The following is a 21,286-nucleotide window of genomic DNA, read 5'->3' as shown; positions in this document are numbered from 1 at the left end:
ACTGACATGTTAGTCATATCAGGGGAGGCTGTCCATGAAGACAAGAACGTGGGACCGAGGCGGGCGCGGCGCGCTCACTTTCACTGAATTGGGCTTTGGCGCGGCCCCGATTGCCGGGCTTTACCGCCCCGTGTCCGAGGCGGAAGCGGACGCGACCTTTGCCGCCGCCTGGGAGGCGGGGATACGCTATTACGACACGGCGCCACTGTATGGGCTTGGCCTGTCCGAAACCCGGCTGAACCGTGCCTTACGGGGTAAGGTGGCGCTGGTGTCGTCCAAGATCGGCCGGCTTTTGACGCCCACCACGCCCGAGACCCGCGACGGCCTGGGCAAGTGGTTCGGGGTTCCAGCGCGGCGCGAGCGCTATGATTACAGCTATGATGGCACGATGCGGTCGCTGGAGTTCAGCCTGGAACGCACCGGGCTGGACCGGATCGACATCCTTTATGCGCATGATCTGGACCTGTTCAACCACGGCACGCCCGAGGCGCTGCAAGCCCGGCTGGACGAATTCATGGCGGGCGGCTACCAAGCACTTTTGTCCCTGCGTGATCAAGGCGTTATCCGGGCCTTTGGTGCGGGGGTGAACGAATGGCAACCGGCGCAATGGCTGGCCGAGCGGGGGGATTTCGACATCTTCCTTCTGGCCGGGCGCTATACTTTGCTGGAGCAAGAGGCGCTGACGTCCTTTCTGCCGCTGTGCGCAAGTCGTGGCATCGGCGTCGTGGTGGGCGGGCCCTATAACTCGGGCGTGCTGGCCACCGGCGCGCGGCCCGGCGCCTTTTACAACTATGATCCGGCGCAGGATTGGGTGCTGGCCCGGGTCGCCGCGATCGAGGCGATTTGCGCCGCGCATGACACGCGGCTGGTCGATGCGGCCTTTCAGTTTCCGCTGTGCCATCCGGCGGTTCTGTCGGTCATCCCGGGCGGCGTGGGGCCCGAACAGGTGCAGGCCAATGCGCGGGCAGCGGCGGCGGTGATCCCCGGCGCGCTGTGGAGCGCCCTGAAATCGAACGGTCTTTTGCGCGAGGACGCGCCGGTGGGGGACGCATGATCATCGACAGCCATCAGCATTTCTGGAACCCCGCGCGGGGCGATCATGACTGGATGCCGAAAGGAGACCCGGTGCTGGACCGCGTCTATGGGCCTCAGGATCTGGTCGGCCACCTGGTGCAAAACCAGATCGACGGCACGGTCCTGGTGCAGGCGGCGGCGACGGTGCATGAGACGGAATATATGCTGGGCCTGGCCGATGCCTCGGATTTCGTGAAGGGCGTGGTGGGTTGGGTGGATTTCGAAAGCCCCTCGGACCGCCGCCACCTGGAGCGTCTGGCGCAGCATCCGAAGTTCAAGGGCGTGCGGCCGATGATCCAGGACATCCCGGACCCGGATTGGATGTTGCGCGCTGATGTGGCCTGGGGCTTTGCCGCGCTGGCCGATCTGAACCTGACGCTGGACGCCCTGGGCCACCCGCGCCATATGGCGAATTTCCTGACGCTGCTGAAGCGCCACCCGGACCTGCGCGTCGTGCTGGACCACTGCCTGAAACCCGAAATCCGCAATCCCGACCAGTTCGCCTTTTGGGCCGAGGGCATGAGCCGCCTTGCGGGCGAGACCGGCGCCGTCGTCAAGTTCTCGGCCCTTGTGACCGAAGACGGCCCCGACTGGTCGGTCGAGCGCCTGCATCCTTACGTCGATCACATCCTGAAGGAATTCGGCCCCCAAAGGATCATGTGGGGGTCGGATTGGCCGGTGGTGCGGCTGCGCTGCGAATATGACGCCTGGTTCCGTGCCGCGCGTCACCTGACGGCGCGGCTGTCGCTGCCCGACCAATGGCGGATCTATGGCGGCACGGCGGTGGCGTTCTATAACCTGTGAGCGGTCATGGGCGGAACGGCGGGGGCGCTGCCCCCGTGCCCCCGGGATATTTATGAAAAGATGAAATCAAAGAGCCGCGCGGTGATGTCGGTGTGCCTCGATTTCACGTCTATGGATCGGGGGTCTTCAGGGTTCGGCACGGCATCCGCCCCCCCCCCCGTCAACCGGAAACGAACAGATGCTGGCTGGGGTCATCTTCGCATCGCAATTGCTGGCGACCGGGCACAAAGAGGGCGCGCCCTTCGCTTCATCTTTTCAAAAATATCCCGGTGGGGCTCGGGGAGGCAGCGCCTCCCCGCCTTTCAGCGCAAGACCGGCCTAACGGTAAAGCTCTGCCGCCACCGCCCGCAGACTTGCGGCCGCGTCCTGAGCCTTACGGGCGGCCCTCAGCGCCGGATTGCCGGCCAGCCTGCGGGCGGTAGCGCGCAGGCGGTCGGTCATCTCGACATTGGCGGCGGCCTCGGCTTGGGGGTCCAGGCCGGCATGATCGGGGAAGGTGTCGAAATAGATCACACCGTCAAAGCCCTGGGCGTCCAGCTCCATGAAAAGTTCCACGGTCTGCATCGGATGGACCGCGCCGACCATCAACCCGTCGTCGCGCTTGCCGTAGCCGTCGTTCAAATGCACCCCCAGGATGCGGGAATAGCGCGCCGCCAGTTGCGCCGATTGCGCCGGGATCTCTCCGGCGAACAGCAGATGGCAGAAGTCCAGCGTGATGCCAGTGTTCGCCCGGTTCACCTCGCGCAGCGCCAGAAGGTTGCTGGCAAGGTCGGGCATCAAGGAAAAGGCGCGCGGTTCGTTCGGCTTGTATTCCAACGAGATATCCAGGGAAGGGTTGTGGTCGCAGACTTGCGCAAGGCAGTCCAAGGTCGTCTCCCACATGGCGGTGTAATCGCCCTGAAAGGCATAATCGACGCCATCTTGCCCCATCCACAGCGTCATGACCTTGCCCCCCATTTCGGCCAGGGCATCCAGGCCGCGCTTGGTGAGATCGACCGCCGCCTGACGCACTTGGCGGTCGGGGTTGGTGAAGGCGCCCAGCCGAAAGCCCGGATCGGTGTAATAACGCATCGCAAGCCCGTTCAGCGCCAGGCCATGACCTTCCATCACGCGGGCCATTTCGGCGGGCGCGTGATGGGCGAAATGGTCCGGGTAATTCAGATCGGCCGCGCCGATCCCCGGGACCTGAGCGATCCGCGCCAGAAGATCGGCGGCGGTGGGGTTCTTCAGCCCAAGTTTGAAGGCGTTCAGACGGGCGGCATATCTGGGTTTGTTGGGGATCATCAATCGGGCTCGAACAGGTCAGGATGGGTGAGGGCAAGCGGCTCAAGGAAGCCCACAAGCTTGCCCAGATGGGCGCGGGTGGCCTCGCGGGCGGCCTTTGGGTCGCGAGCCTCGATGGCGGCGAAAATGGCGCGGTGTTCGGTCAGGGTCTGTTGCACCCGCCCCGGCGCCGGCAGCAAAAGTTGCCGCGCCCGGTTCACATGGACCCAGGCCGAATCGGCCAAAGAGGCCACGCGGCGAAAGCCGGTCAGCGACAGGATCAGTTCATGCATCGCGGCATCGGTCTGATAGAACCCCGCGATATCAAGGTCCTCCACCAGGGCCTCTTGCAGACGCAGGTTGCGGCGCAACAGAACCAGTTGATCGTCGGTCACTTCGCGGGCGACCTTTTCGACGGCGGCCAGTTCCAAAGCCTCGCGCAGAAAGGCGCCCTCGCGCACCTCCTCCAGCGAAAAGCGCGCCACATAGGTCCCGGCCTGCGGCACGATGCGCACCAGATGTTCGACCGCCAGCCGCGCCACCGCCTCCGACACCGGAGACCTGGACACCCCCAAAGTCTCGCAGATCTCGGGTTTGCGCAGAATATCCCCGGGGCGCAAGGACATCGACAAAATCGCCTCACGCAAAGAGGCATGGACCCGCTGCGCCAGGGTGCCCTGAAACTGCTCCAGGGGGCGCAGCGGGCGACGCGGCGGCAGGTGAACGTCTGGGTCTTGATGTTCGGTCATATCCGGCTGTAGCATACTAACATGTTAGCGGGGAAGCGCCCGCAGTCAATGCCCGATACCAGAGGTGACACGATGGCTCAATTCATCCGCTTGCATCCCGCCGATAATGTGGTGATTGCGCTTGCCGATCTGGGGGCCGGGACGGCGGTCGAGGGCGCGACCCTGCCCCCCGTTACTTTGCCCCGCCCCGTGCCGCGCGGCCACAAGATCGCGGTGCGCGCAATCGGCACAGGCGAAAAGGTGATCCGCTATGGCCAGATCATCGGCGAGGCTTCGGCGCCGATCGGGCCGGGGGATCATGTCCATTCCCACAACCTTGGGATGGGGGCGCATACGCAGGACTATGCCTTTGCCAGCGAGCATCACCCCCAGCCGGTCGCGGGCGCGCGCGAGTTCCAGGGCTATCACCGCTTTGACGGCAAGGTGGGGACGCGGAACTACCTGGGGATTCTGACCTCGGTCAATTGTTCGGGCTCGGTCGCGAAGTTCATTGCCGAGGCGGTGGAAAAGGCCGGTTGGCTGGCGGATTTCCCCAATATCGACGGGGTGGTCCCCATCGTCCATGGCACGGGCTGCGGGATGAGCGGAAAGGATGAGGGCTATGAGACCTTGCACCGCACGCTTCAGGGCTGGGCGCGCAACCCGAACTTTGGCGGGGTGATCATGGCGGGCCTCGGCTGTGAGGTGATGCAGGTGGCCTCGCTGGTCGGCCCCGACAAGCTGCGCGGCGACGGGAATTTCCGCCATATGACGATTCAGGACATGGGCGGCACGCGGCGGTCTGTGGAACGCGGCGTGGCGATGTTGCGCGAACTGGCGGTCGATGTGAACAAGATCGCCCGCAAACCTGCCGGGTTGGAGCATCTGGTGGTGGGGATGCAATGCGGCGGCTCGGACGGCTATTCGGGGATCACGGCCAACCCGGCGCTGGGTCACGCGTCAGATTTGCTGGTGGCCCATGGCGGCACGACGATCCTGTCGGAAACGCCCGAAATCTACGGCGCCGAACACCTGCTGACCCGCCGTGCGGTCAGTGCCGAGGTCGGCCAGAAGATCGTCGCGCGCATCAAGTGGTGGGAGGATTACACCGCGAAACTGGGGGGAGAAATGGACAACAACCCCTCTCCGGGCAACAAGCGGGGCGGTCTGACGACGATCCTTGAAAAGTCGCTGGGCGCCGTGGCCAAGGGCGGCACCGCGCCCCTGACCCAGGTTTACAAATTCGCTGAGCCCGTGACCGAACGCGGCTTCGTCTATATGGACAGCCCGGGCTATGACCCCTGTTCGGTGACGGGCCAGGTGGCCTCGGGGTCGAACCTGATCGTCTTCACCACCGGGCGCGGGTCGGTTTCGGGGTATAAGCCGGTGCCCTGCATCAAGGTGGCGACCAACACCGAAATGTATGACCGCATGTCCGAGGATATGGACATCAACGCGGGCGACATGATCACCGGGGTGACGCTGGAACAAAAGGGCCGCGAGATCTTCGAGAGCTTCATCGCCACCGCCTCGGGTGCCAAGACGAAATCCGAGGACCTGGGTTTCGGCGGGGCCGAGTTCGTGCCTTGGGCCATGGGCGCGGTGATGTAAGCCCCGGGATTTACCCCGGGCTGCGCAACGAGACGAGAGCGCAGCAGGCCAAGGCTTGGCCGCGCCCTGACACTGGACGCAAGGCCATATCGCGCCTATTCTTCAGCCGCTGAAATTATTCAGCCGGAGGAGGACCGCAGGCCATGACGACCGATGATTTGCAAGACGCCCATGTTGTGACCAATGAGGCAGAGCTTCGCGCGCTGTTTCCCCCCACCCATGCCATCGCCCTGCAAAAGGCGCTGCCCGGTCTGGACCCGCATGCAAAGGCCTTTGTGTCCCGCGCGCCCTTCCTGACCATTGGCACGCAATCGGCCACGGGGCGCGCCGATGTCAGCCCGCGCGGCGATGCCCCGGGCTTTGTGCAGGTCCTGGATGACCGGACCTTGCTGATCCCCGACCGCCCCGGCAACAACCGGCTGGACACGCTGTCCAACATCCTGGCCAATCCCGCGGTTGGCCTGCTGTTCATGATCCCGGGCTTCGACGACACGCTTCGGATCAACGGTCGCGCCCGGATCACCCGCGACCCGGCGCTTTTGGCGCGTCTTTCGGTCCATGATCGCAGGCCCACCGTCGCCATCGTCGTGACCATCGAAGAAGCCTTCCTGCACTGCGCCAAGGCCTTTCGCCGCTCTCGCCTCTGGGACCCGGAGGCCCGCCAGGACCGCCGCGAGATGCCGTCCCTGGTCAAGATGATCCTGGATCAGACCACCGGCGCGCCCCAGGATGCGGCCGAACAAGCCCGGCTGGATGCCCAGCTGGAGGTCGATTACAGCACTTCGATGTATTGACGCCCGCTCTCCCTTTCACATTGACCCAAATATTCCACGGGAGGTCCGGAGGGTGTGAAACCCTCCGGGGCCAGCCACATGAAAAAACCCCGGCCATGACAGCCGGGGCAGAAACGGGCCGGGGGAAACCGGCCGTCAGATATCGAGGGTGTTCTCGTGCTCCCAAGCCGAGAAATGGCTTGCATAGCTGTTCCACTCGCGCGTCTTCAGCTTGATATAGGCCGAGGAGAATTCCTCGCCCATCATCGCCTTCAAGGTCTTGTCCTTGTCGTATTCGCGCAAGGCGTCCAGCAGGTTCAAGGGCAGCTTCGGCGCGCCCTTCACCAAGTGACCTTGCTGATACATGTCGATGTCATGGCGCTTGCCCGGGTCGGCCTTGGTGCGCACGCCGTCCAGACCGGCCGCGATGATGACGGCTTGCAACAGATAGGGGTTGGCCGCGCCATCGGGCAGGCGCAGTTCGAACCGCCCCGGACCCGGAACACGCACCATATGGGTGCGGTTGTTGCCGGTCCAGGTCACGGTATTGGGCGCCCAGGTCGCCCCACTTGAGGTCCGCGGCGCGTTGATCCGCTTATAGCTGTTCACCGTCGGGTTGCAGATCGCGGCCAGGGCGCTGGCGTGTTTCATGATCCCGCCCAGGAAGGTGCGGCCCTGATCCGAAAGCGACAGCTCTTTGCTGGGATCGGAAAACGCGTTCGACTTGCCGTCCAAGGTCCAGACCGAGATATGGGCATGGCAGCCCGAGCCCGTCAGGCCCTTGAAGGGTTTGGGCATAAAGGTCGCGCGGAAACCGTGTTTCTCGGCCACCGATTTCATCATGAATTTAAAGAAGCTGTGCTTGTCGGCGGTCTGCAAGGCGTCGTCGTATTTCCAGTTCATCTCGAACTGGCCGATCGCGTCTTCGTGGTCGTTCTGATAGGCCTCCCAGCCAAGTTCCAGCATGTAATCACAGACTTCCGAGATCACATCGTAACGCCGCATCACCGCTTGCTGGTCGTAGCAGGGCTTTTCGGCCGTGTCATAGGGGTCGGAAATCTGGGTGCCTTCGGGGGTCAGAAGGAAGAATTCGGGCTCGACGCCGGTCTTGACGCGCAGACCCTCTTTGGCGGCCTCTCCGATCAGACGCTCCAGCACGTTGCGGGGGGCTTGGGCCAGAAGCTTGTTTTCCATCGTGGCGCGGGCGGCGACCCAGGCGACTTCGGGCTTCCAGGGCAGCTGGATGGCGCTGTCGGGATCGGGGACGGCCATCATGTCGGGATGCGCAGGCGTCAGGTCAAGCCAGGTGGCAAAGCCCGCAAAGCCTGCGCCGTCTTGTGACATCTCGGCGATGGCCTGGGTCGGAACCAGCTTGGCGCGTTGGCCACCGAACAGGTCGGTATAGCTGATCATGAAATACTTGACGCCCTTTTCCTTGGCCCATTTGGTCAGGTCTCTGGCCATGGTCTTACTCCTGTTGGATTTTTATGAGCGCCGGGGCCTCTGCGTGCCCCGGCTTATGGGTCAGAACCCGTTACGGCCGGGAATCCAGTTGGTGCCTGCCAGCGGAACGCCCGCCATGGCCGCGCCCTCGATGGTCAGGGCGCAAAGATCCTCGGGCTCCAGGTTGTGCAGGTGGTTCTTGCCGCAGGCGCGCGCGATGGTCTGGGCCTCCAGCGTCATCACCTTCAGGTAGTTCTTGAGCCTGCGGCCCCCCAGCACGGGGTCAAAGCGGCTGAACAAGGCCGGGTCCTGCGTCGTGATGCCGGCGGGGTCTTTCCCCTCGTGCCAGTCGTCATAGGCGCCCGCCGTGGTGCCGAGCTTGTTGTATTCGGCCTCAAGTGCCGGGTCGTTGTCGCCAAGCGCGATCAAGGCCGCCGTGCCGATGGCCACCGCATCGGCGCCCAAAGCCATGGCCTTGGCCACATCCGCCCCCGACCGGATGCCGCCCGACACGATCAGCTGCACTTTGCGGTGCATCCCAAGGTCTTGCAGCGCCTTCACCGCTTGCGGGATACAGGCCAGAATCGGCATCCCGACGTTTTCGATAAAGACGTCTTGCGTCGCAGCCGTCCCGCCCTGCATCCCGTCCAGAACGACCACATCCGCCCCGGCCTTCACCGCCAAGGCCGTGTCGTAATAGGGCCGCGCGCCGCCGATCTTGATGTAAATCGGCTTTTCCCAATTGGTGATCTCGCGCAGTTCCAGGATCTTGATTTCCAGATCATCCGGGCCCGTCCAGTCCGGGTGACGGCAGGCGGAACGCTGGTCGATGCCCTTGGGCAGGTTGCGCATATTGGCAACCCGGTCGCTGATCTTTTGGCCCAGCAGCATCCCGCCGCCGCCGGGTTTTGCACCCTGCCCCACGACGACTTCGATGGCATCGCAGCGCCGCAGATCATCGGGGTTCATCCCGTAACGCGAGGGCAAATATTGATAAACCAGGGTCTTGGAGTGGCCGCGCTCCTCCTCGGTCATGCCGCCGTCGCCCGTGGTGGTCGAGGTGCCAGCAGCGGAGGCGCCGCGCCCCAGGGCCTCTTTGGCCGGGCCCGACAGCGCCCCAAAGCTCATCCCCGCAATCGTCACCGGAATGTCCAGATGGATCGGGTTCTTGGCGAACCGCGTGCCCAGCCAGACATCGGTCGCGCATTTCTCGCGGTAGCCTTCCAGCGGATAACGGCTGATCGAGGCCCCCAGAAACAGCAGATCATCAAAATGCGGCAACCGGCGCTTGGACCCGCCACCGCGGATGTCGTAAATCCCGGTGGCCGCGGCCCGGCGGATTTCGGCGTTCACATCGTTCGAAAAGGTCCAGCTTTGCTTCGGCGGAGTATGGGGAAAATCGCTCATCAGTAAGCCTCGGCATTGTCGATATTGAAGTTATACAGCTTGCGGGCCGAGCCATAGCGCTTGAACTCTTCGGGGCGCGCCTTGCCGTCCGCCTCGCCGCGCTTCAAAAGGTCGGCGAGCAAAGCCAGATGCTCTGGCCGCATCTCTTTTTCGATGCAATCGGCACCAAGGGATTTCACGGAACCCCGCACAAACAACCGCGCCTCGTAAAGCGAGTCGCCGAGCGCGTCGCCGGCATCGCCCAGCACGACCATGGTCCCCGACTGCGCCATGAAGCACGACATGTGGCCGATGTTGCCATGCACGACGATGTCGATGCCCTTCATCGAAATCCCGCAGCGCGACGACGCATTGCCTTTGATCACCAACAACCCGCCGCGCCCCGTGGCGCCGGCATATTGGCTGGCGTCGCCGTCGATGATCACCGTCCCGCTCATCATGTTTTCGGCCACGCCCGGGCCCGCCGAGCCCTTGATGCGGATCGTCGCCTGCTTGTTCATGCCCGCGCAGTAATAGCCCGTGGACCCCCGCACCGTGATATCGACCGGCGCATCGACGCCCGCCGCGATGGCATGGGCGCCCTTGGGATTGATGACCTCCCATGCGGTCATGTTGGTGGCGCCTTTCAGCGCATGAAGCGAGGAATTCAGGGCGCGCAGGCCCTCTGCCTCAAGGTCGAAGGTCTGCAAATCAGCGCTCCCAGAAATAGACGGTGGCGGGTTCGGGCTCCCAGACGCGGGCGGTTTCGATCCCCGGCAGGTTCACCAAGGCGCGGTATTCGCTGCCAAAAGCCACATATTGATCGGTTTCCGCCATGACGGCGGGCTTGCAGGCGATGGGGTCGCGCACCACGCCGAACCCGTTCTTGGTGCCGACGACAAAGGTAAAGAACCCGTCCAGATCGGTCAGCGTCGCCTCCAAGGCGTTGCCCAGGGTCTCGCCGGTCTTCAGCTTGTGCGAGATAAAGGCCGCGCCGACCTCGGTGTCGTTTTCGGTTTCAAAGGTCATGCCCTGACGCTTCAATTCCCGCCGCACGCCGTTGTGGTTCGACAAGGACCCGTTGTGGACCAGACACTGATCCGAGCCCGTGGAAAACGGATGCGCCCCCATGGTGGTGACGGCGGATTCGGTGGCCATGCGGGTATGCCCGATGCCATGCGTGCCGCCCATCTTGGCGACCTGAAACCGCGCCGCGACATCCTTGGGCAGGCCCACTTCCTTGAAAATCTCGATCGCCTCGCCGGCCGACATGACCTTGATCCCGGGGCGCAGATGCGAAAGGGCGGAGCGTGCGGCCTCCATCTGCGCCAGCGGCAATTCGATCACCGCATGGCTGTCCTTGATCAGGATCGTGACCGGCTGGCCCAAAGCCGCCGCCAGATCGCCGTCCAGATCCTTGAAAGCCTTTGCAGGCTCCGAGGATTGCACCGTGATCTTCGCCAGCCCCTTGCCCGCCCCCGAATAGATCGCAATCCCCGCGCTGTCGGGGCCACGGTCCGTCATGGTGATCAGCATATCCGTCAGCATCGCCCCCAACTGGGGCTCCAAAGCTTTGTCCTTTAGGAACAGCCCGACAATTCCACACATGGCTGAGTCTCCTTTCCTTTTCGTCACCCTAGCACCCGGGTTTTCGCATTTCAACTGTCAGGAAAGTTTTTTGCCCCCAGCTAATGCGCGCCCCCACAAACGCCCTTTTTACAGGCGAAGTGCGTAAATTCTTGACAGAATGTCGCAGCTGGCTTTTCCTTTGGGAAAACAAATTTGCCGGACAGAAAAGGGAACAGGGCCACCCCCCGGCAGAACGGGCCTTCAGGGAGGGAACATGTCTGAACGAGATCAAAGGATCGCGGCCATGCACAGGGGCGACATTCGCGTCGCCTGGGCCTTTGTGCTGGGGCTGTGGTTTGCCATCATCTTTGTGGCCTTGGCCACCTGGGACCTTGCCCCCGCAGGCACGGCCCGACTGATCCTTTTGGGCGCGGGGGCGGTCATCTTGCTGTTCAACACCGCCGCCATCATGGCCATGCTGCGCCATTACCGCGAGGACCGCGACTTCATCTATGGGCTGGACATCACGTTCCTGGACCAGGCGCGGGGGGCGCGGAAATGACCTATCGCCCGCCCAAACAATCGAAACTCAGCCAGCTTTTCGACGTCATCGTCCTGTTGGCCATGACCTTCGGCGCGCTGTATATCCCGCTGTTCCTTGGCCTTGCGGGCGGGTCGAAATCCGTCCCCGAGGGCGCGCCAACGACCTGGGAGGGGATGGGGCAGAACGCGGCGCAGGTGGCGCAGTATAACGCGCTTGGCTTCACCGACCCCGCCGCCGTGTCGAACATCATCAACGCGCGCTATGACTACAGCTTTTCCTGGGGCGCGCTGGCCGTGATGATCGTGGTGATCGTCGCCTATTACGCCTTGATGTTGCGGTTTTCCGAACAGGAATACCGCGATGTCATCTCTGAAAAATTTGGAGACCGGCCATGAGCTTCTGGAACTGGATGGAATACGCCGCCTGGGGGCTTTCGGCGCTCCTTGGCGGTTATATCGTCATCGACTGGATCAAGACCGATGCGACCTATGACGAAGAGGTCCTGACCTCGTCGCGCGAAGGCGAGTTGGAAGCGATGGTGGAGGAACATCATGGCTGAGTTCGACATCACATCGACCACCCGCGACGGGATGGGGCCGCATGGCACGCAAGTGGGTCTCTTGCGGGTGCTGGGCCCGGCCCATGTCTGGGCCTTGGGCGTCGGCATCGTGCTGGTCGGCGAATACATGGGCTGGAACTTTGCCGTGGGCAAGGGCGGCGCCTATGCCGCGCTGATCGCGTGCTGGCTGGCGGGGATCTTGTATTCCTGTGTCGCCATGATCGACTCTGAGGTCACATCGACCGTCGCCGCCGCCGGGGGCCAATACACCCAGGCCAAGCATATCGTCGGCCCCCTGATGGCCTTCAACGTCGGCCTGTATCTGGTCTTTGCCTATACGATGCTGGAGGCCGCCAATGCGATCACCGCGGGTTATCTGATATCAGAGGTGGCGCGGCTGACGGGCTATGACGGCACGCTGGATCAGCGGCCTTTCATCGTGCTGGTCATCGTCTTTCTGGCCTGGCTGAACTACCGCGGGGTTCTGGCGACCTTGACCTTCAACCTGGTCATCACCGCGGTGGCTTTCGTGGCGATCCTGGTGCTGTTCGTGTCGACGACCGGGCTGTTGGCGCCCTCGATGATGCAACACGCCGCCCTGATGGAGGGGCCTGCCGCCCTGCCCTATGGCTGGATCGGCGTGCTGGCCGCGATGCATTTCGGCCTGTGGTTCTATTTGGGGATCGAGGGCACGACCCAGGCCGCCGAAGAGGTCCGCTCTCCGGCCCGCGCTCTGCCCTTTGGCACGCTGGCTGGCATCATGACGCTGCTGATTGCCGCCACCCTGACCTGGTATATCTGCGTGGGCCTGATCCCCTGGGAGTTCCTGGGCGACGGGGTCAACGGCTCTGTCGCGCCTTTGTTCGATGCGGCGCGGCTGACGGGGATGCAGCCGCTGGTGGTTCTGTTGGGGGTGGGGACGCTGTTTGCGACGCTGGCCAGCGCCAACGGCTGCATCAACGACGCCTCGCGGGCCTGGTTCGCCATGGGGCGGGACAAGTATCTGCCGGGCTGGTTCGGCGCGGTGCATCCGAAATACCGCACGCCTTACCGGTCGATCATCTTTCTGGTGCCCATCGCGCTGGCCTTTGCGCTGAAGGCGCCCTTGGATCAGGTCGTGACCTTCTCGATCCTGTCGGGTCTGTTGGAATATACCTTCATGCCGATCAACATGATCCTGTTCCGGCGGAAATGGCCGATGCACACGATCAAGCGCGGCTATGAGCATCCGTTCCACCCGATCCCCTCGTTGGCGCTTTTGGCGCTCTGTGCGGTGACGTTCTTTGCGGTGTTCCTGGGCTATGGGACGCAATTGGTGGCGATGATCGTCTTTTACATCGTGGCCTCGCTGTGGTTCCACTTCTGGCGCTATCGCTTTGTGGCGCGGGCGGCACAGTTCACGATGCCCTGGCCGAAACCCCGCGGCTATTGAAAAGGAGGCCCCCTTGGCGACGGGGGGGCCAGACCATGACCCAAGCCCTTCTCATATTGGCGGCCCTTGGTCTTCTGTGGTCCCTGGCGCGCAGCCTTCGGTCCGCGCGCAAGGCGTCGCTGGCCCTAGCCCGGGCGCGTCGGGGCTATTTCGACGCGCTGTCCCCGCGCCTGACCCGGGTGATGCCCTCGGGCTTTGCCCGCGCGAGCCTCACCCGGCATGGGCTGCGCTTCGACCTGCAGCTGATCCCCGACGCGCTGGCGATCCGCAAACTGCCCTGCCTGTGGCTGATGATCACCCTGACCGAGGCCCAGAACCGCCGCACCGAAACCCGGATCATGGCCCGCGCCTCGGGGCTAGAGCCCTTCAGCCATTTCGCAGACCTGTCCCATGAAGCCGCCCTGCCCCCGGGCTTTCCACCCGATTGCACCGCCCGCAGCACGGAACCGACCTTGATCCCGGCCACCCTCGCCCCCCTGATGGCCGACCCGCGGGCCAAGGAGCTGACCCTCTCCCCCCAGGGCCTGCGTCTGGTCGTGCTGGCCGAAGAGGCCCCCCGCAGCGCCTATCTTTTGTTTCGTGAGGCGCAATTCCCGAACCTGCCGCCCGACACCGCAAGGATCGAGGCGCTGATGACCACCCTGTCCCAATGGCACGAAAGCCCCAGATGACCCCCCACCTGATCCTGATCGCCGCCATCCTTTTGCCCGGCTCTGGCCAGGTGCTGAACCGCCAACCCCTGCGCGGGCTGACCTTCGTCTTCTTCATCCTGCTGTTCGGCGCCCTGACGATGATCACCGCCCCGCCCGAGGCCTCGGCCATCGGCCGCTTTGCCGGCGGCCTGTTCATCTGGGCGCTTTCGATCCCGGATGCCTACCGCGTGGCAAAACTGCGCGCCGCGCTAAAGCCCCCCCAAAGCGCCGCCCAAACCGCGCGCCCTTGATTTCATCTTTTCACAAATATCCCACGGAGGGGTCCGGGGAGGTGTGAAACCTCCCCGGGACCGGCCCCAAATGCTTCGGTCAGCCGTTCTGCGGATAGGCGATGATCGACAGATACCGCGCGGGCAGCCGGTTCAGGATCTCGGGCCCATGCGGCGCATCGGCGTCAAAGAACAGGCTGTCGCCGGGGCGCAGGTGGAACAGCTGATCGCCGTGGCGATAGGTCACTTCGCCCTCCAGCACGTAAAGCAGCTCCAGCCCCTCGTGTTGAAAGGTCGGAAACACATCGGCCTCGGTCGACAGCGTGATGATATAGGGTTCGACCACGACACCAGAGTCGTTCGACCCGATGTGGCCCAACAAATTATACTGATGCCCCGCGCGGGTGCCGCGGCGTTCAACCTCCAGATGGTCGCCCTCGCGGACATGCTGCACCTCGCGGCGTTCCTCATAGCCCTTGAAAAACGCCGTGATCGGCACGGAAAAGGCATGGGCCAGGACCTGCAACGTGGTCAGGCTGGGCGAGGTATTGCCGTTCTCGATCTTGGACAGCATCCCGATCGACAGGCCCGTGACGGCGGCCAGATCGGCGACCGTCAGCCCTTGTTGGCGCCGAAAGGATCGCACCTCGCGGCCAATTGCGGCCTCAAGATTGCGTTCGGTCAGTTCTCGCACCCGGTGGGGGTCCTGCGAAAAAGCAGGCTTCCCTTTCGGCAAAGGCAGATCGTCCATGGAAATCCCCCGCAGTCCAACAGGTCTTGTTCACTACAGGGAAACTTGCCTTCAGGCAACCGTCCCCGCCGCAAGCGTGATGGCATGAAGCAGCGACCCCGCCATCGACCTTGCGCCATAAAGCGTCACGGCGCCTTCGGACGATGGCGCCCTTTTGATCAGATAGCAGCCCATATGCTCGATCACCGTGCGGGTGGCGTAACCCTCGGGCGCCGCCACGACGTCGACATTGCACAGCTTGGCCATCAGTCGCTCCAGCCCCGGGCCCAACAGGTCGAACCGGACCCAGGCATCGGTCTGTTCGGTGACAGAGGCCGCATCGCCATAGATGCCCAGCAGATGCGCGCGGATGTCCTCATGGCTGGCAAAGGGCGCCTCGACCATGAACATGTCGGGCGTCAGCCAAAAGCTTGACCAAGGGTCGCCCTGGACCGAAGCCGCAACCGCGGGCACGGGCACGTCGGCGCGGGCCACTTCGCCTTCGCGGCCCCGACGTGGCGCGACCGAGGCCAGGGCGACATCGACACGCTCGACCAGTTCCCAGGGGCCCAGGCTTTTGCGCAGAGGCGCGCTGGCCCCCAGCGCGGTGAGGGGTTTCAACAGCTTATCCACGCAGACGCTCCCCTTCCGGGTCGATGAAATGAGGGCTGACGATTTCGGCCAGGATGTCGGTGCCCGCAAGCAGGTTGACGACGCGGATCTTTTCGCCCATCCGCTTGGCCCCGTCGCGCAGATACCCCAGCGCGATGTAATGGCCCAGATGCGGCGACCAGACGAGCGAGGTCAGCCAGCCGTCGTCATTTTCCGCCACAGCCGCTGCCCCCTGTTTCAGGAAATGGCTGCCGGCCTTCATGGCATCCGCGGGGTTCACAGGCTTTACACCGACCAACCGCAAGCCATCCTCGGCCAGCAAAGCCTCACGGCCCGACAGCGTGACCCCAATCGCGTCCTTTTTGCGGCTGACCATCTTGCCCAGCCCCATGTTCAGCGCGGTCGAGGTCCCGTTCAGCTCGTTGCCCGCCACATGGCCCTTTTCGACCCGCATGACGCCAAGCGCCTCGGTCCCGTAAACCACCGCGTCAAACGCCTCCCCCGCCGCCACCAAAGCCCGGATCAAGCCGTCGCCATAGCGCGCGGGCACGGCGATTTCATAGGCCAGTTCGCCGGAGAAACTGATCCGGAAAATCCGCGCCCGCAGGCCGCCGATCGTGACCTCGGCACAGCCCATATAGGGCAAGGCGGCGTCCGAGATATCCTGATCCACCAGACGCGCCAAAAGCTTGCGCGCATTGGGACCGGCGACCGAATATTGCGCCCAGGCCTCGGTGGTCGAGATGATCTGCACATCCATATCCGGCCACAGACATTGGCGGCAGTATTCCAGATGGCGAAAGACCGTGACCGCATTGGCCGTGGTCGTGGTCATCACATATTCATGCGGGCCAAGGCGGGCGGTGGTGCCATCGTCAAAGACCATGCCATCCTCACGCAGCATCAGCCCATAACGGCATTTGCCCACGGCAAGCGTGCTGAAGGTATTGGCATAGACCCGGTCCAGGAAAGCCCCGGCATCGGTGCCCTGAATGTCGATCTTGCCAAGGGTGGTCACGTCGCAAATCCCCACCGATTTGCGCGTCGCCAGAACCTCACGATCCACCGACTGCCGCCATTCCGTCTCGCCCTTGCGCGGCAGCCATTGCGTGCGCAGCCACATGCCGACTTCGACGAAAACCGCGCCCTGTTCGGCCGCCCAATGATGCGAGGGCGTGTGGCGGAAGGGCTTGAAATCACGGCCCTGCGACCGCCCGCCCAGCACACCCAAAGACACCGGCGTGAACGGGGGCCGATAGGTGGTCTGCCCCGTGGCCTCGATGCTTTGCCCGGTCAGTTCGGCCATGACCGCGGCGCCCAGAAGGTTGCCGGTCTTGCCCTGATCGGTGGCCATCCCCAGCGTCGTATAGCGTTTCAGGTGTTCGACATCGGTAAAGGCCTCTTGATGCGACAGCTTCACATCCTTGACCGTCACATCGTTTTGCTGATCGACCCAGGCGCGCGAGGCCCCCGGCACGGCCCACAAGGGCGCGATCCGATAGGCCTGATCCTCGGCCTTGGGCAGCGCATAGGGCGCCTGACGCCCCAGGGCCTCGGCCACGGCCCGCGCGGCCTCGGCCCCCGAACGCAGGGCGCCAAGGGTCGAAAATTCCCCCGCCGCAGCCCCCACCGCCATCAGACCCTTGGGACCACGGGCGGGGGTAAAGGCGGCAATCTGGTCGTTCCAATCGGGCCGCGCGCGGTGCTGCTGCATCAGCCCCAGGTTCGGGTTCCAGCCGCCCGAAACCCCCAAAGCATCGACGGCCAAAGTCTCACGCCGGCCCTTCATATCAATGGTGATGCCCGTAAGCCCCAGCCGCCCCGAGGTATCGACCACATGCGCGCCCCGCAGGTGACGGATGCCGGGAAGCAACTCGCCGCCCTCGCGGCTGTCGATGACAGCGACCACATCGACACCCTTGGCCTGCAGATCCAGGGCAGAGGCCAAGCCGCTGTCATTGTTGGTGAAAATCGCCACGCGTTGCCCCGGCACAACCGCCCAGCGGTTTGCATAGGCGCGCAAGGCGCCGGCCAGCATCACGCCGGGTCGGTCGTTGTTGTCAAAGGCGATGGGCCGCTCGATCGCGCCGGTGGCCATGACCGCATGGGGCGCATAGATCCGCCACAGGGTCTGGCGCACCTGGCCCGCCACCGGGGCCGCCAGATGGTCGCTGACGCGTTCCACCGCGCCGTAAATGCCGTGGTCGAAGACACCGAAGACGGTGGTCCGCGACATCAAGCGCACAGTCGGCAGGGCCGCCAGTTCCGCGACGGTCGCGCGGGCCCAGTCGGCAGAGCCCTGATCGGCCACCGATCCGGCCTCGGCATTCAACCGCCCGCCGGCCAGGAAATCTTCATCCGCCAGGATGACCCGCAGCCCCGCGCGCCCCGCGGTCAAGGCCGCCATCAGACCCGCCGGACCGGCGCCGATCACCAACAGATCGGCATGGAGGAAGCCCTTGTCATAGGCGTCCGGGTCGGCCTCCCGCGTCAGACGCCCAAGGCCTGCGGCGCGGCGGATGATCGGCTCATAGACCGCCTCCCAGAACTTGCGCGGCCACATGAAGGTCTTGTAGTAAAACCCCGCCGCAAAGAAGGAATGAAAGCGGTCGTTGATCCCCAAGGCATCGAACGCCAACGAGGGCCAGCGGTTCTGGCTTTGCGCTTCCAGCCCGTCATAGACTTCGGCCACGGTGGCGCGGGTGTTGGGCTCTTGGCGCCCGCCAGTGCGGACCTGCATCAGGGCGTTGGGCTCCTCTGACCCTGCGGTCATCACGCCACGCGGCCGGTGATATTTGAAACTGCGCCCCATCAGCCGCACATCGGCGGCCAAAAGCGCAGAGGCCAGCGTATCGCCGGGATGGGCCGTGTAACCTTTGCCGTCAAAGGTGAAGTTCAGCGTCGTGTTGCGGTCGATCAGACCGCCTGCGATCCGGGTCATTTCGAACGTCCTTTCGCGCGGGCGACATCACGGGCAAGCTCTGCGCCCAGGATCTCATGGGTTGCCGTGTTGCGCGTGACCACCAGCCAGGACCGGTCGCCCTGTTCGTGATACCAAAGCTCGCGGTGTTCGCCGGCCGGATTGTCGCGCAAATACAGATAGTTGTGCAGCGTCGCGATATCGCCGCCATCGGGACGCCCGATCAGGGCGGCATCACCCATATAGACGAATTCCTGCGCATCGCGCAGGCCAAGAAGGGGATGAGGGATCAGCATGTGAAAAGCTCTCGTGGTTGAGGATCAGGGCGCAACACATTCATCCTCAATGCAAATTCGGTTGGGCGCCCTGGCCTTTTTCGTCGATCATCGCGCCCCGAAGGAAGCGGTCAAAGCGGTAGGCCGTGGCGGTCGGATGGGGCGTGTCCGTGGCCAACAGATGCGCAAAACACCAGCCCGAAGCCGGGGTCGCCTTGAAGCCGCCATAACACCAGCCGCCGTTGAAATAGAGCCCCTCGATCCCGGTCTTGTCGATGATCGGGCTGCCGTCCATCGACATGTCCATGATCCCGCCCCAGGCCCGCAACAGCCGCGCGCGGCCAATCGCGGGCATGAGGGCCATACCGCCCTCGGCCACATCCTCGATCACCGGCAGGTTGCCGCGCTGCGCATAAGAGTTGTAACCGTCGATGTCGCCACCAAAGACCAGCCCGCCCTTGTCGGACTGGCTGACATAAAAATGCCCGGCGCCAAAGGTGATGACCCCGTCTATCAGCGGCTTTAGACCTTCGGACACAAAGGCTTGCAAGACATGGCTTTCAATCGGCAGCCGCATTCCGGCATGGGCCATCACCCGCGACGAAGACCCCGCCACCGCCACGCCCACCTTCTTGGCCCCGATATACCCGCGAGAGGTCTCGACCCCCAGGATGCGGCCGTTTTCGATCCGCATCCCCGTCACTTCGCAATTCTGGATCAGATCGACGCCCGCCAGATCGGCGCCCCGCGCATAGCCCCAGGCCACGGCATCATGGCGCACCGTGCCACCGCGCTTTTGCAACAGCCCGCCCTTGATCGGAAAGCGCGCGTCGTCGAAGTTCAGCCAGGGATACATGGCGCGCACCCCCTCGCGGTCGAGCAGAACCGCATCCGCCCCGTTCAGGATCATCGCATTGCCGCGCCGCGTCGCCGCATCGCGCGCGGCGTCGGTGTGGATCAGGTTGACGATGCCGCGCTGGCTGACCATCGCATTATAGTTGAAATCCTGCTCCAGCCCCTCCCACAATTTCAGCGAGAATTCATAGAACGGCTCATTGCCCGGAAGCAGGTAGTTCGACCGGATGATCGTCGTGTTGCGCCCCACATTGCCCGATCCGAGATAGGATTTCTCCAGCACCGCAATGCGCGCCTGGCGGAACTGTTTGGCCAGGTAATAGGCCGTGGCCAGACCGTGACCGCCGCCGCCCACGATGATGTAATCGTAATCAGACTTGGGCGCGGGATCGCGCCAGACGGGCCGCCAGCCCTTGTGGCCACTCAGGGCCTCCTTGATGATTCGCCAGCCGGAATAGCGCATCAGGTTTATTCCCCGTAAAACTTGTTCACTGACAGAATAGCGGACCCTTCTGCCCGTGCAAGGGGGCGCAATTCAGGAAAGCGTTTTCCGCTTGCGATGCGCGCCGCTTCGCCTAGAACTCTGCCCCATGTTGAACCTCGCGCCCCAAACCCGTGTCTATGCCGGCTTCGCCGCCTATTCCTTTGCCATGGGGAATATCTTTCCCCGCCTTGCCGATGTCCAGGAGGGCATGGACGTGACGACAGCCCAACTTGGCATGGGGTTGATCGGGGCGCCCATCGGCACGCTGATCAGCTTGGGCTTTTCGGCCAAGCTGATGGAGCGGATCGGCTTTGGCCGCGCCCTGCCCCTGGCCATCCCGATCCTGGCCTGTCTTTACGCCCTGGCCGTGCGGGCGCCCAACCCCTTGACCCTGTTCCTTTTGTTGATCCCGACCGGCATCGCCATCGGCTGCATCGAGATCATGTTGAACGCCGAGGCCGACCGAACCGAGGCGCGGATCGGGCGGCGGATCATGAACCGCTCTCATGCCTTCTGGTCGATCGGCTTCTTTGCGGCGGGCCTCTTTGGCGCCCGCATGGCCGAGGTTTTCACCCCGCAGACCCATCTTCTGATCGTCATTCCCATCGTGACCCTGGTCGCCATGGTCTCGCTTTGGGGATTTGACCCCTCGCCCTCGACCGACACACACGAGGCGCCGATGTTCGCCTGGCCCTCGCCGGGGGTGTTGCTGATCATCCTCGTGACCGTCCCCGCCATGCTGCTGGAGGGCGCCAGCATGGATTGGTCGGCCATCTATATGCGCGACGCGTTTCAGGCCACCGAGTTTTGGCAAGGCATCGCGGTCAGCGCCTTTGCCGTCCTGCAAGGCGGGATGCGCTTCTTTGCCGATGGCGTGGTTGAACGGTTTTCGCCCGCATCTTTGGCCCGGGTCCTGCTGGTGTCCTTGTTGGTGGGCTGCCTGATTGTGGTGTTTTCGCCCTATGCTTGGGCGGCTCTGGCGGGATTTGCGCTGATGGGGCTGGGAACAAGCGCGATTTTCCCGCTGGCCGTGTCGGCGGCGGCCCGGCGGGGGGATCGCCCGGCCTCAGTCAATATCGCGGCCGTGGCGCAATTCGCCTTTGTGATGTTCCTGATCGGGCCGCCGATGCTGGGTCATGTCGCGCATGGCTGGGGCATCCGTGCGGCCTTTGCGATTGGCCTGCCCTTCATCGTGATTTCCCTGCTGACGGCGGGGGCGCTGGGGCGGAAAAGGTAAACCCGGGGTATACCCCGGGTTCCGCAAACGGAGATCAAGCGCCCCCCGGTCAGGGGGGGCGCCTT

General features: G+C 63.9%; 22 protein-coding genes. 11 read left to right on the top strand and 11 right to left on the bottom strand.

Translation table 11 applies throughout. The annotated features are described in order from the left end of the window. The first annotated feature begins 28 nt into the window (after positions 1-28). A complete protein-coding gene (locus NX862_RS18115; RefSeq protein ID WP_264495371.1) occupies positions 29-1,054 on the top strand; it encodes an aldo/keto reductase in 1,026 nt (341 codons plus the stop codon). Beyond that, the gene (locus NX862_RS18110; RefSeq protein WP_264495346.1) at positions 1,051-1,878 is read left to right on the top strand and encodes an amidohydrolase family protein; all 828 of its coding nucleotides are present in this window, start codon (positions 1,051-1,053) and stop codon (positions 1,876-1,878) included. Before NX862_RS18115 ends, NX862_RS18110 begins: the two co-directional genes overlap by 4 nt. Before the next feature lie 318 nt (positions 1,879-2,196). On the opposite strand, the gene NX862_RS18105 is transcribed toward NX862_RS18110, so the two are convergent. Further along, positions 2,197-3,162: a sugar phosphate isomerase/epimerase family protein gene (locus tag NX862_RS18105; RefSeq protein ID WP_264495345.1), complete on the bottom strand. Its 966-nt coding sequence runs from the start codon at positions 3,160-3,162 to the stop codon at positions 2,197-2,199. Next, on the bottom strand, positions 3,162-3,890 hold the full coding sequence (locus NX862_RS18100) for a GntR family transcriptional regulator (RefSeq protein WP_264495344.1): 729 nt from the start codon (positions 3,888-3,890) through the stop codon (positions 3,162-3,164). Before NX862_RS18100 ends, NX862_RS18105 begins: the two co-directional genes overlap by 1 nt. A 72-nt stretch (positions 3,891-3,962) precedes the next feature. Between NX862_RS18100 and NX862_RS18095 the strand changes: the two genes are divergently transcribed. Beyond that, entirely contained in the window at positions 3,963-5,480 is a 1,518-nt protein-coding gene (locus NX862_RS18095; RefSeq protein ID WP_264495343.1) for a D-arabinonate dehydratase, read from the top strand. Positions 5,481-5,623: 143 nt separating this feature from the next. Continuing rightward, the gene (locus NX862_RS18090) at positions 5,624-6,274 is read left to right on the top strand and encodes a pyridoxamine 5'-phosphate oxidase family protein (protein WP_264495342.1); all 651 of its coding nucleotides are present in this window, start codon (positions 5,624-5,626) and stop codon (positions 6,272-6,274) included. Positions 6,275-6,409: 135 nt separating this feature from the next. Here the strand turns inward: NX862_RS18090 and glnT are convergent, their stop codons facing one another. From glnT to NX862_RS18070, 4 genes are read right to left on the bottom strand one after another with little or no spacing between them, the layout of a single operon-like run. After that, a complete protein-coding gene (gene glnT / locus NX862_RS18085; RefSeq protein WP_264495341.1) occupies positions 6,410-7,717 on the bottom strand; it encodes a type III glutamate--ammonia ligase in 1,308 nt (435 codons plus the stop codon). Between the two features lie 60 nt (positions 7,718-7,777). Beyond that, positions 7,778-9,103, bottom strand: coding sequence for an FMN-binding glutamate synthase family protein (locus NX862_RS18080; protein ID WP_264495340.1), 1,326 nt, complete (start codon positions 9,101-9,103; stop codon positions 7,778-7,780). Further along, entirely contained in the window at positions 9,103-9,792 is a 690-nt protein-coding gene (locus NX862_RS18075; protein WP_264495339.1) for a GXGXG domain-containing protein, read from the bottom strand. Before NX862_RS18075 ends, NX862_RS18080 begins: the two co-directional genes overlap by 1 nt. A gap of 1 nt (position 9,793) precedes the next feature. Beyond that, the gene (locus tag NX862_RS18070) at positions 9,794-10,690 is read right to left on the bottom strand and encodes a class II glutamine amidotransferase (RefSeq protein ID WP_264495338.1); all 897 of its coding nucleotides are present in this window, start codon (positions 10,688-10,690) and stop codon (positions 9,794-9,796) included. A 235-nt stretch (positions 10,691-10,925) separates the two neighbouring features. Between NX862_RS18070 and NX862_RS18065 the strand changes: the two genes are divergently transcribed. From NX862_RS18065 to NX862_RS18040, 6 genes are read left to right on the top strand one after another with little or no spacing between them, the layout of a single operon-like run. Beyond that, on the top strand, positions 10,926-11,213 hold the full coding sequence (locus NX862_RS18065; RefSeq protein ID WP_264495337.1) for a hypothetical protein: 288 nt from the start codon (positions 10,926-10,928) through the stop codon (positions 11,211-11,213). Beyond that, positions 11,210-11,590 (top strand): hypothetical protein, encoded by a 381-nt coding sequence (locus NX862_RS18060; RefSeq protein ID WP_264495336.1) that lies wholly within the window; start codon positions 11,210-11,212, stop codon positions 11,588-11,590. The genes NX862_RS18065 and NX862_RS18060 overlap by 4 nt, the downstream gene beginning before the upstream one ends. Continuing rightward, on the top strand, positions 11,587-11,754 hold the full coding sequence (locus tag NX862_RS18055) for a hypothetical protein (protein WP_264495335.1): 168 nt from the start codon (positions 11,587-11,589) through the stop codon (positions 11,752-11,754). The genes NX862_RS18060 and NX862_RS18055 overlap by 4 nt, the downstream gene beginning before the upstream one ends. Next, positions 11,747-13,186: an APC family permease gene (locus NX862_RS18050; protein ID WP_264495334.1), complete on the top strand. Its 1,440-nt coding sequence runs from the start codon at positions 11,747-11,749 to the stop codon at positions 13,184-13,186. The genes NX862_RS18055 and NX862_RS18050 overlap by 8 nt, the downstream gene beginning before the upstream one ends. A 35-nt stretch (positions 13,187-13,221) precedes the next feature. Further along, complete coding sequence (locus NX862_RS18045) at positions 13,222-13,857, top strand: hypothetical protein (protein WP_264495333.1); 636 nt, start codon at positions 13,222-13,224, stop codon at positions 13,855-13,857. Next, positions 13,854-14,129: a hypothetical protein gene (locus NX862_RS18040; RefSeq protein WP_264495332.1), complete on the top strand. Its 276-nt coding sequence runs from the start codon at positions 13,854-13,856 to the stop codon at positions 14,127-14,129. The genes NX862_RS18045 and NX862_RS18040 overlap by 4 nt, the downstream gene beginning before the upstream one ends. A gap of 79 nt (positions 14,130-14,208) precedes the next feature. Here NX862_RS18040 and NX862_RS18035 read toward each other — a convergent pair whose 3' ends face one another. Genes NX862_RS18035 through NX862_RS18015 form a run of 5 tightly spaced genes read right to left on the bottom strand, consistent with a single transcriptional unit; the run spans position 14,209 to position 19,963 of the window. Further along, positions 14,209-14,859 carry a cupin domain-containing protein gene (locus NX862_RS18035; protein WP_264495331.1) on the bottom strand — a complete coding sequence of 217 codons (651 nt, stop codon included), beginning with the start codon at positions 14,857-14,859 and terminating at the stop codon, positions 14,209-14,211. Between the two features lie 51 nt (positions 14,860-14,910). Beyond that, complete coding sequence (locus tag NX862_RS18030) at positions 14,911-15,459, bottom strand: sarcosine oxidase subunit gamma (protein WP_264495330.1); 549 nt, start codon at positions 15,457-15,459, stop codon at positions 14,911-14,913. 4 nt (positions 15,460-15,463) lie between these two features. Next, complete coding sequence (locus NX862_RS18025; RefSeq protein WP_264495329.1) at positions 15,464-18,391, bottom strand: sarcosine oxidase subunit alpha family protein; 2,928 nt, start codon at positions 18,389-18,391, stop codon at positions 15,464-15,466. Then, positions 18,388-18,666 carry a sarcosine oxidase subunit delta gene (locus tag NX862_RS18020; protein WP_264495328.1) on the bottom strand — a complete coding sequence of 93 codons (279 nt, stop codon included), beginning with the start codon at positions 18,664-18,666 and terminating at the stop codon, positions 18,388-18,390. The genes NX862_RS18025 and NX862_RS18020 overlap by 4 nt, the downstream gene beginning before the upstream one ends. Before the next feature lie 46 nt (positions 18,667-18,712). Next, positions 18,713-19,963: a sarcosine oxidase subunit beta family protein gene (locus NX862_RS18015; RefSeq protein ID WP_264495327.1), complete on the bottom strand. Its 1,251-nt coding sequence runs from the start codon at positions 19,961-19,963 to the stop codon at positions 18,713-18,715. A gap of 127 nt (positions 19,964-20,090) precedes the next feature. Between NX862_RS18015 and NX862_RS18010 the strand changes: the two genes are divergently transcribed. Beyond that, the gene (locus NX862_RS18010; protein WP_264495326.1) at positions 20,091-21,221 is read left to right on the top strand and encodes an MFS transporter; all 1,131 of its coding nucleotides are present in this window, start codon (positions 20,091-20,093) and stop codon (positions 21,219-21,221) included. Positions 21,222-21,286: the final 65 nt, after the last annotated feature.

The organism is Stagnihabitans lacustris, from assembly GCF_025950525.1.
Taxonomy (GTDB): domain Bacteria; phylum Pseudomonadota; class Alphaproteobacteria; order Rhodobacterales; family Rhodobacteraceae; genus Stagnihabitans.
Note: the sequence above shows the minus strand (reverse complement) of the source record. Positions and strands in the feature narration are given on the sequence as shown.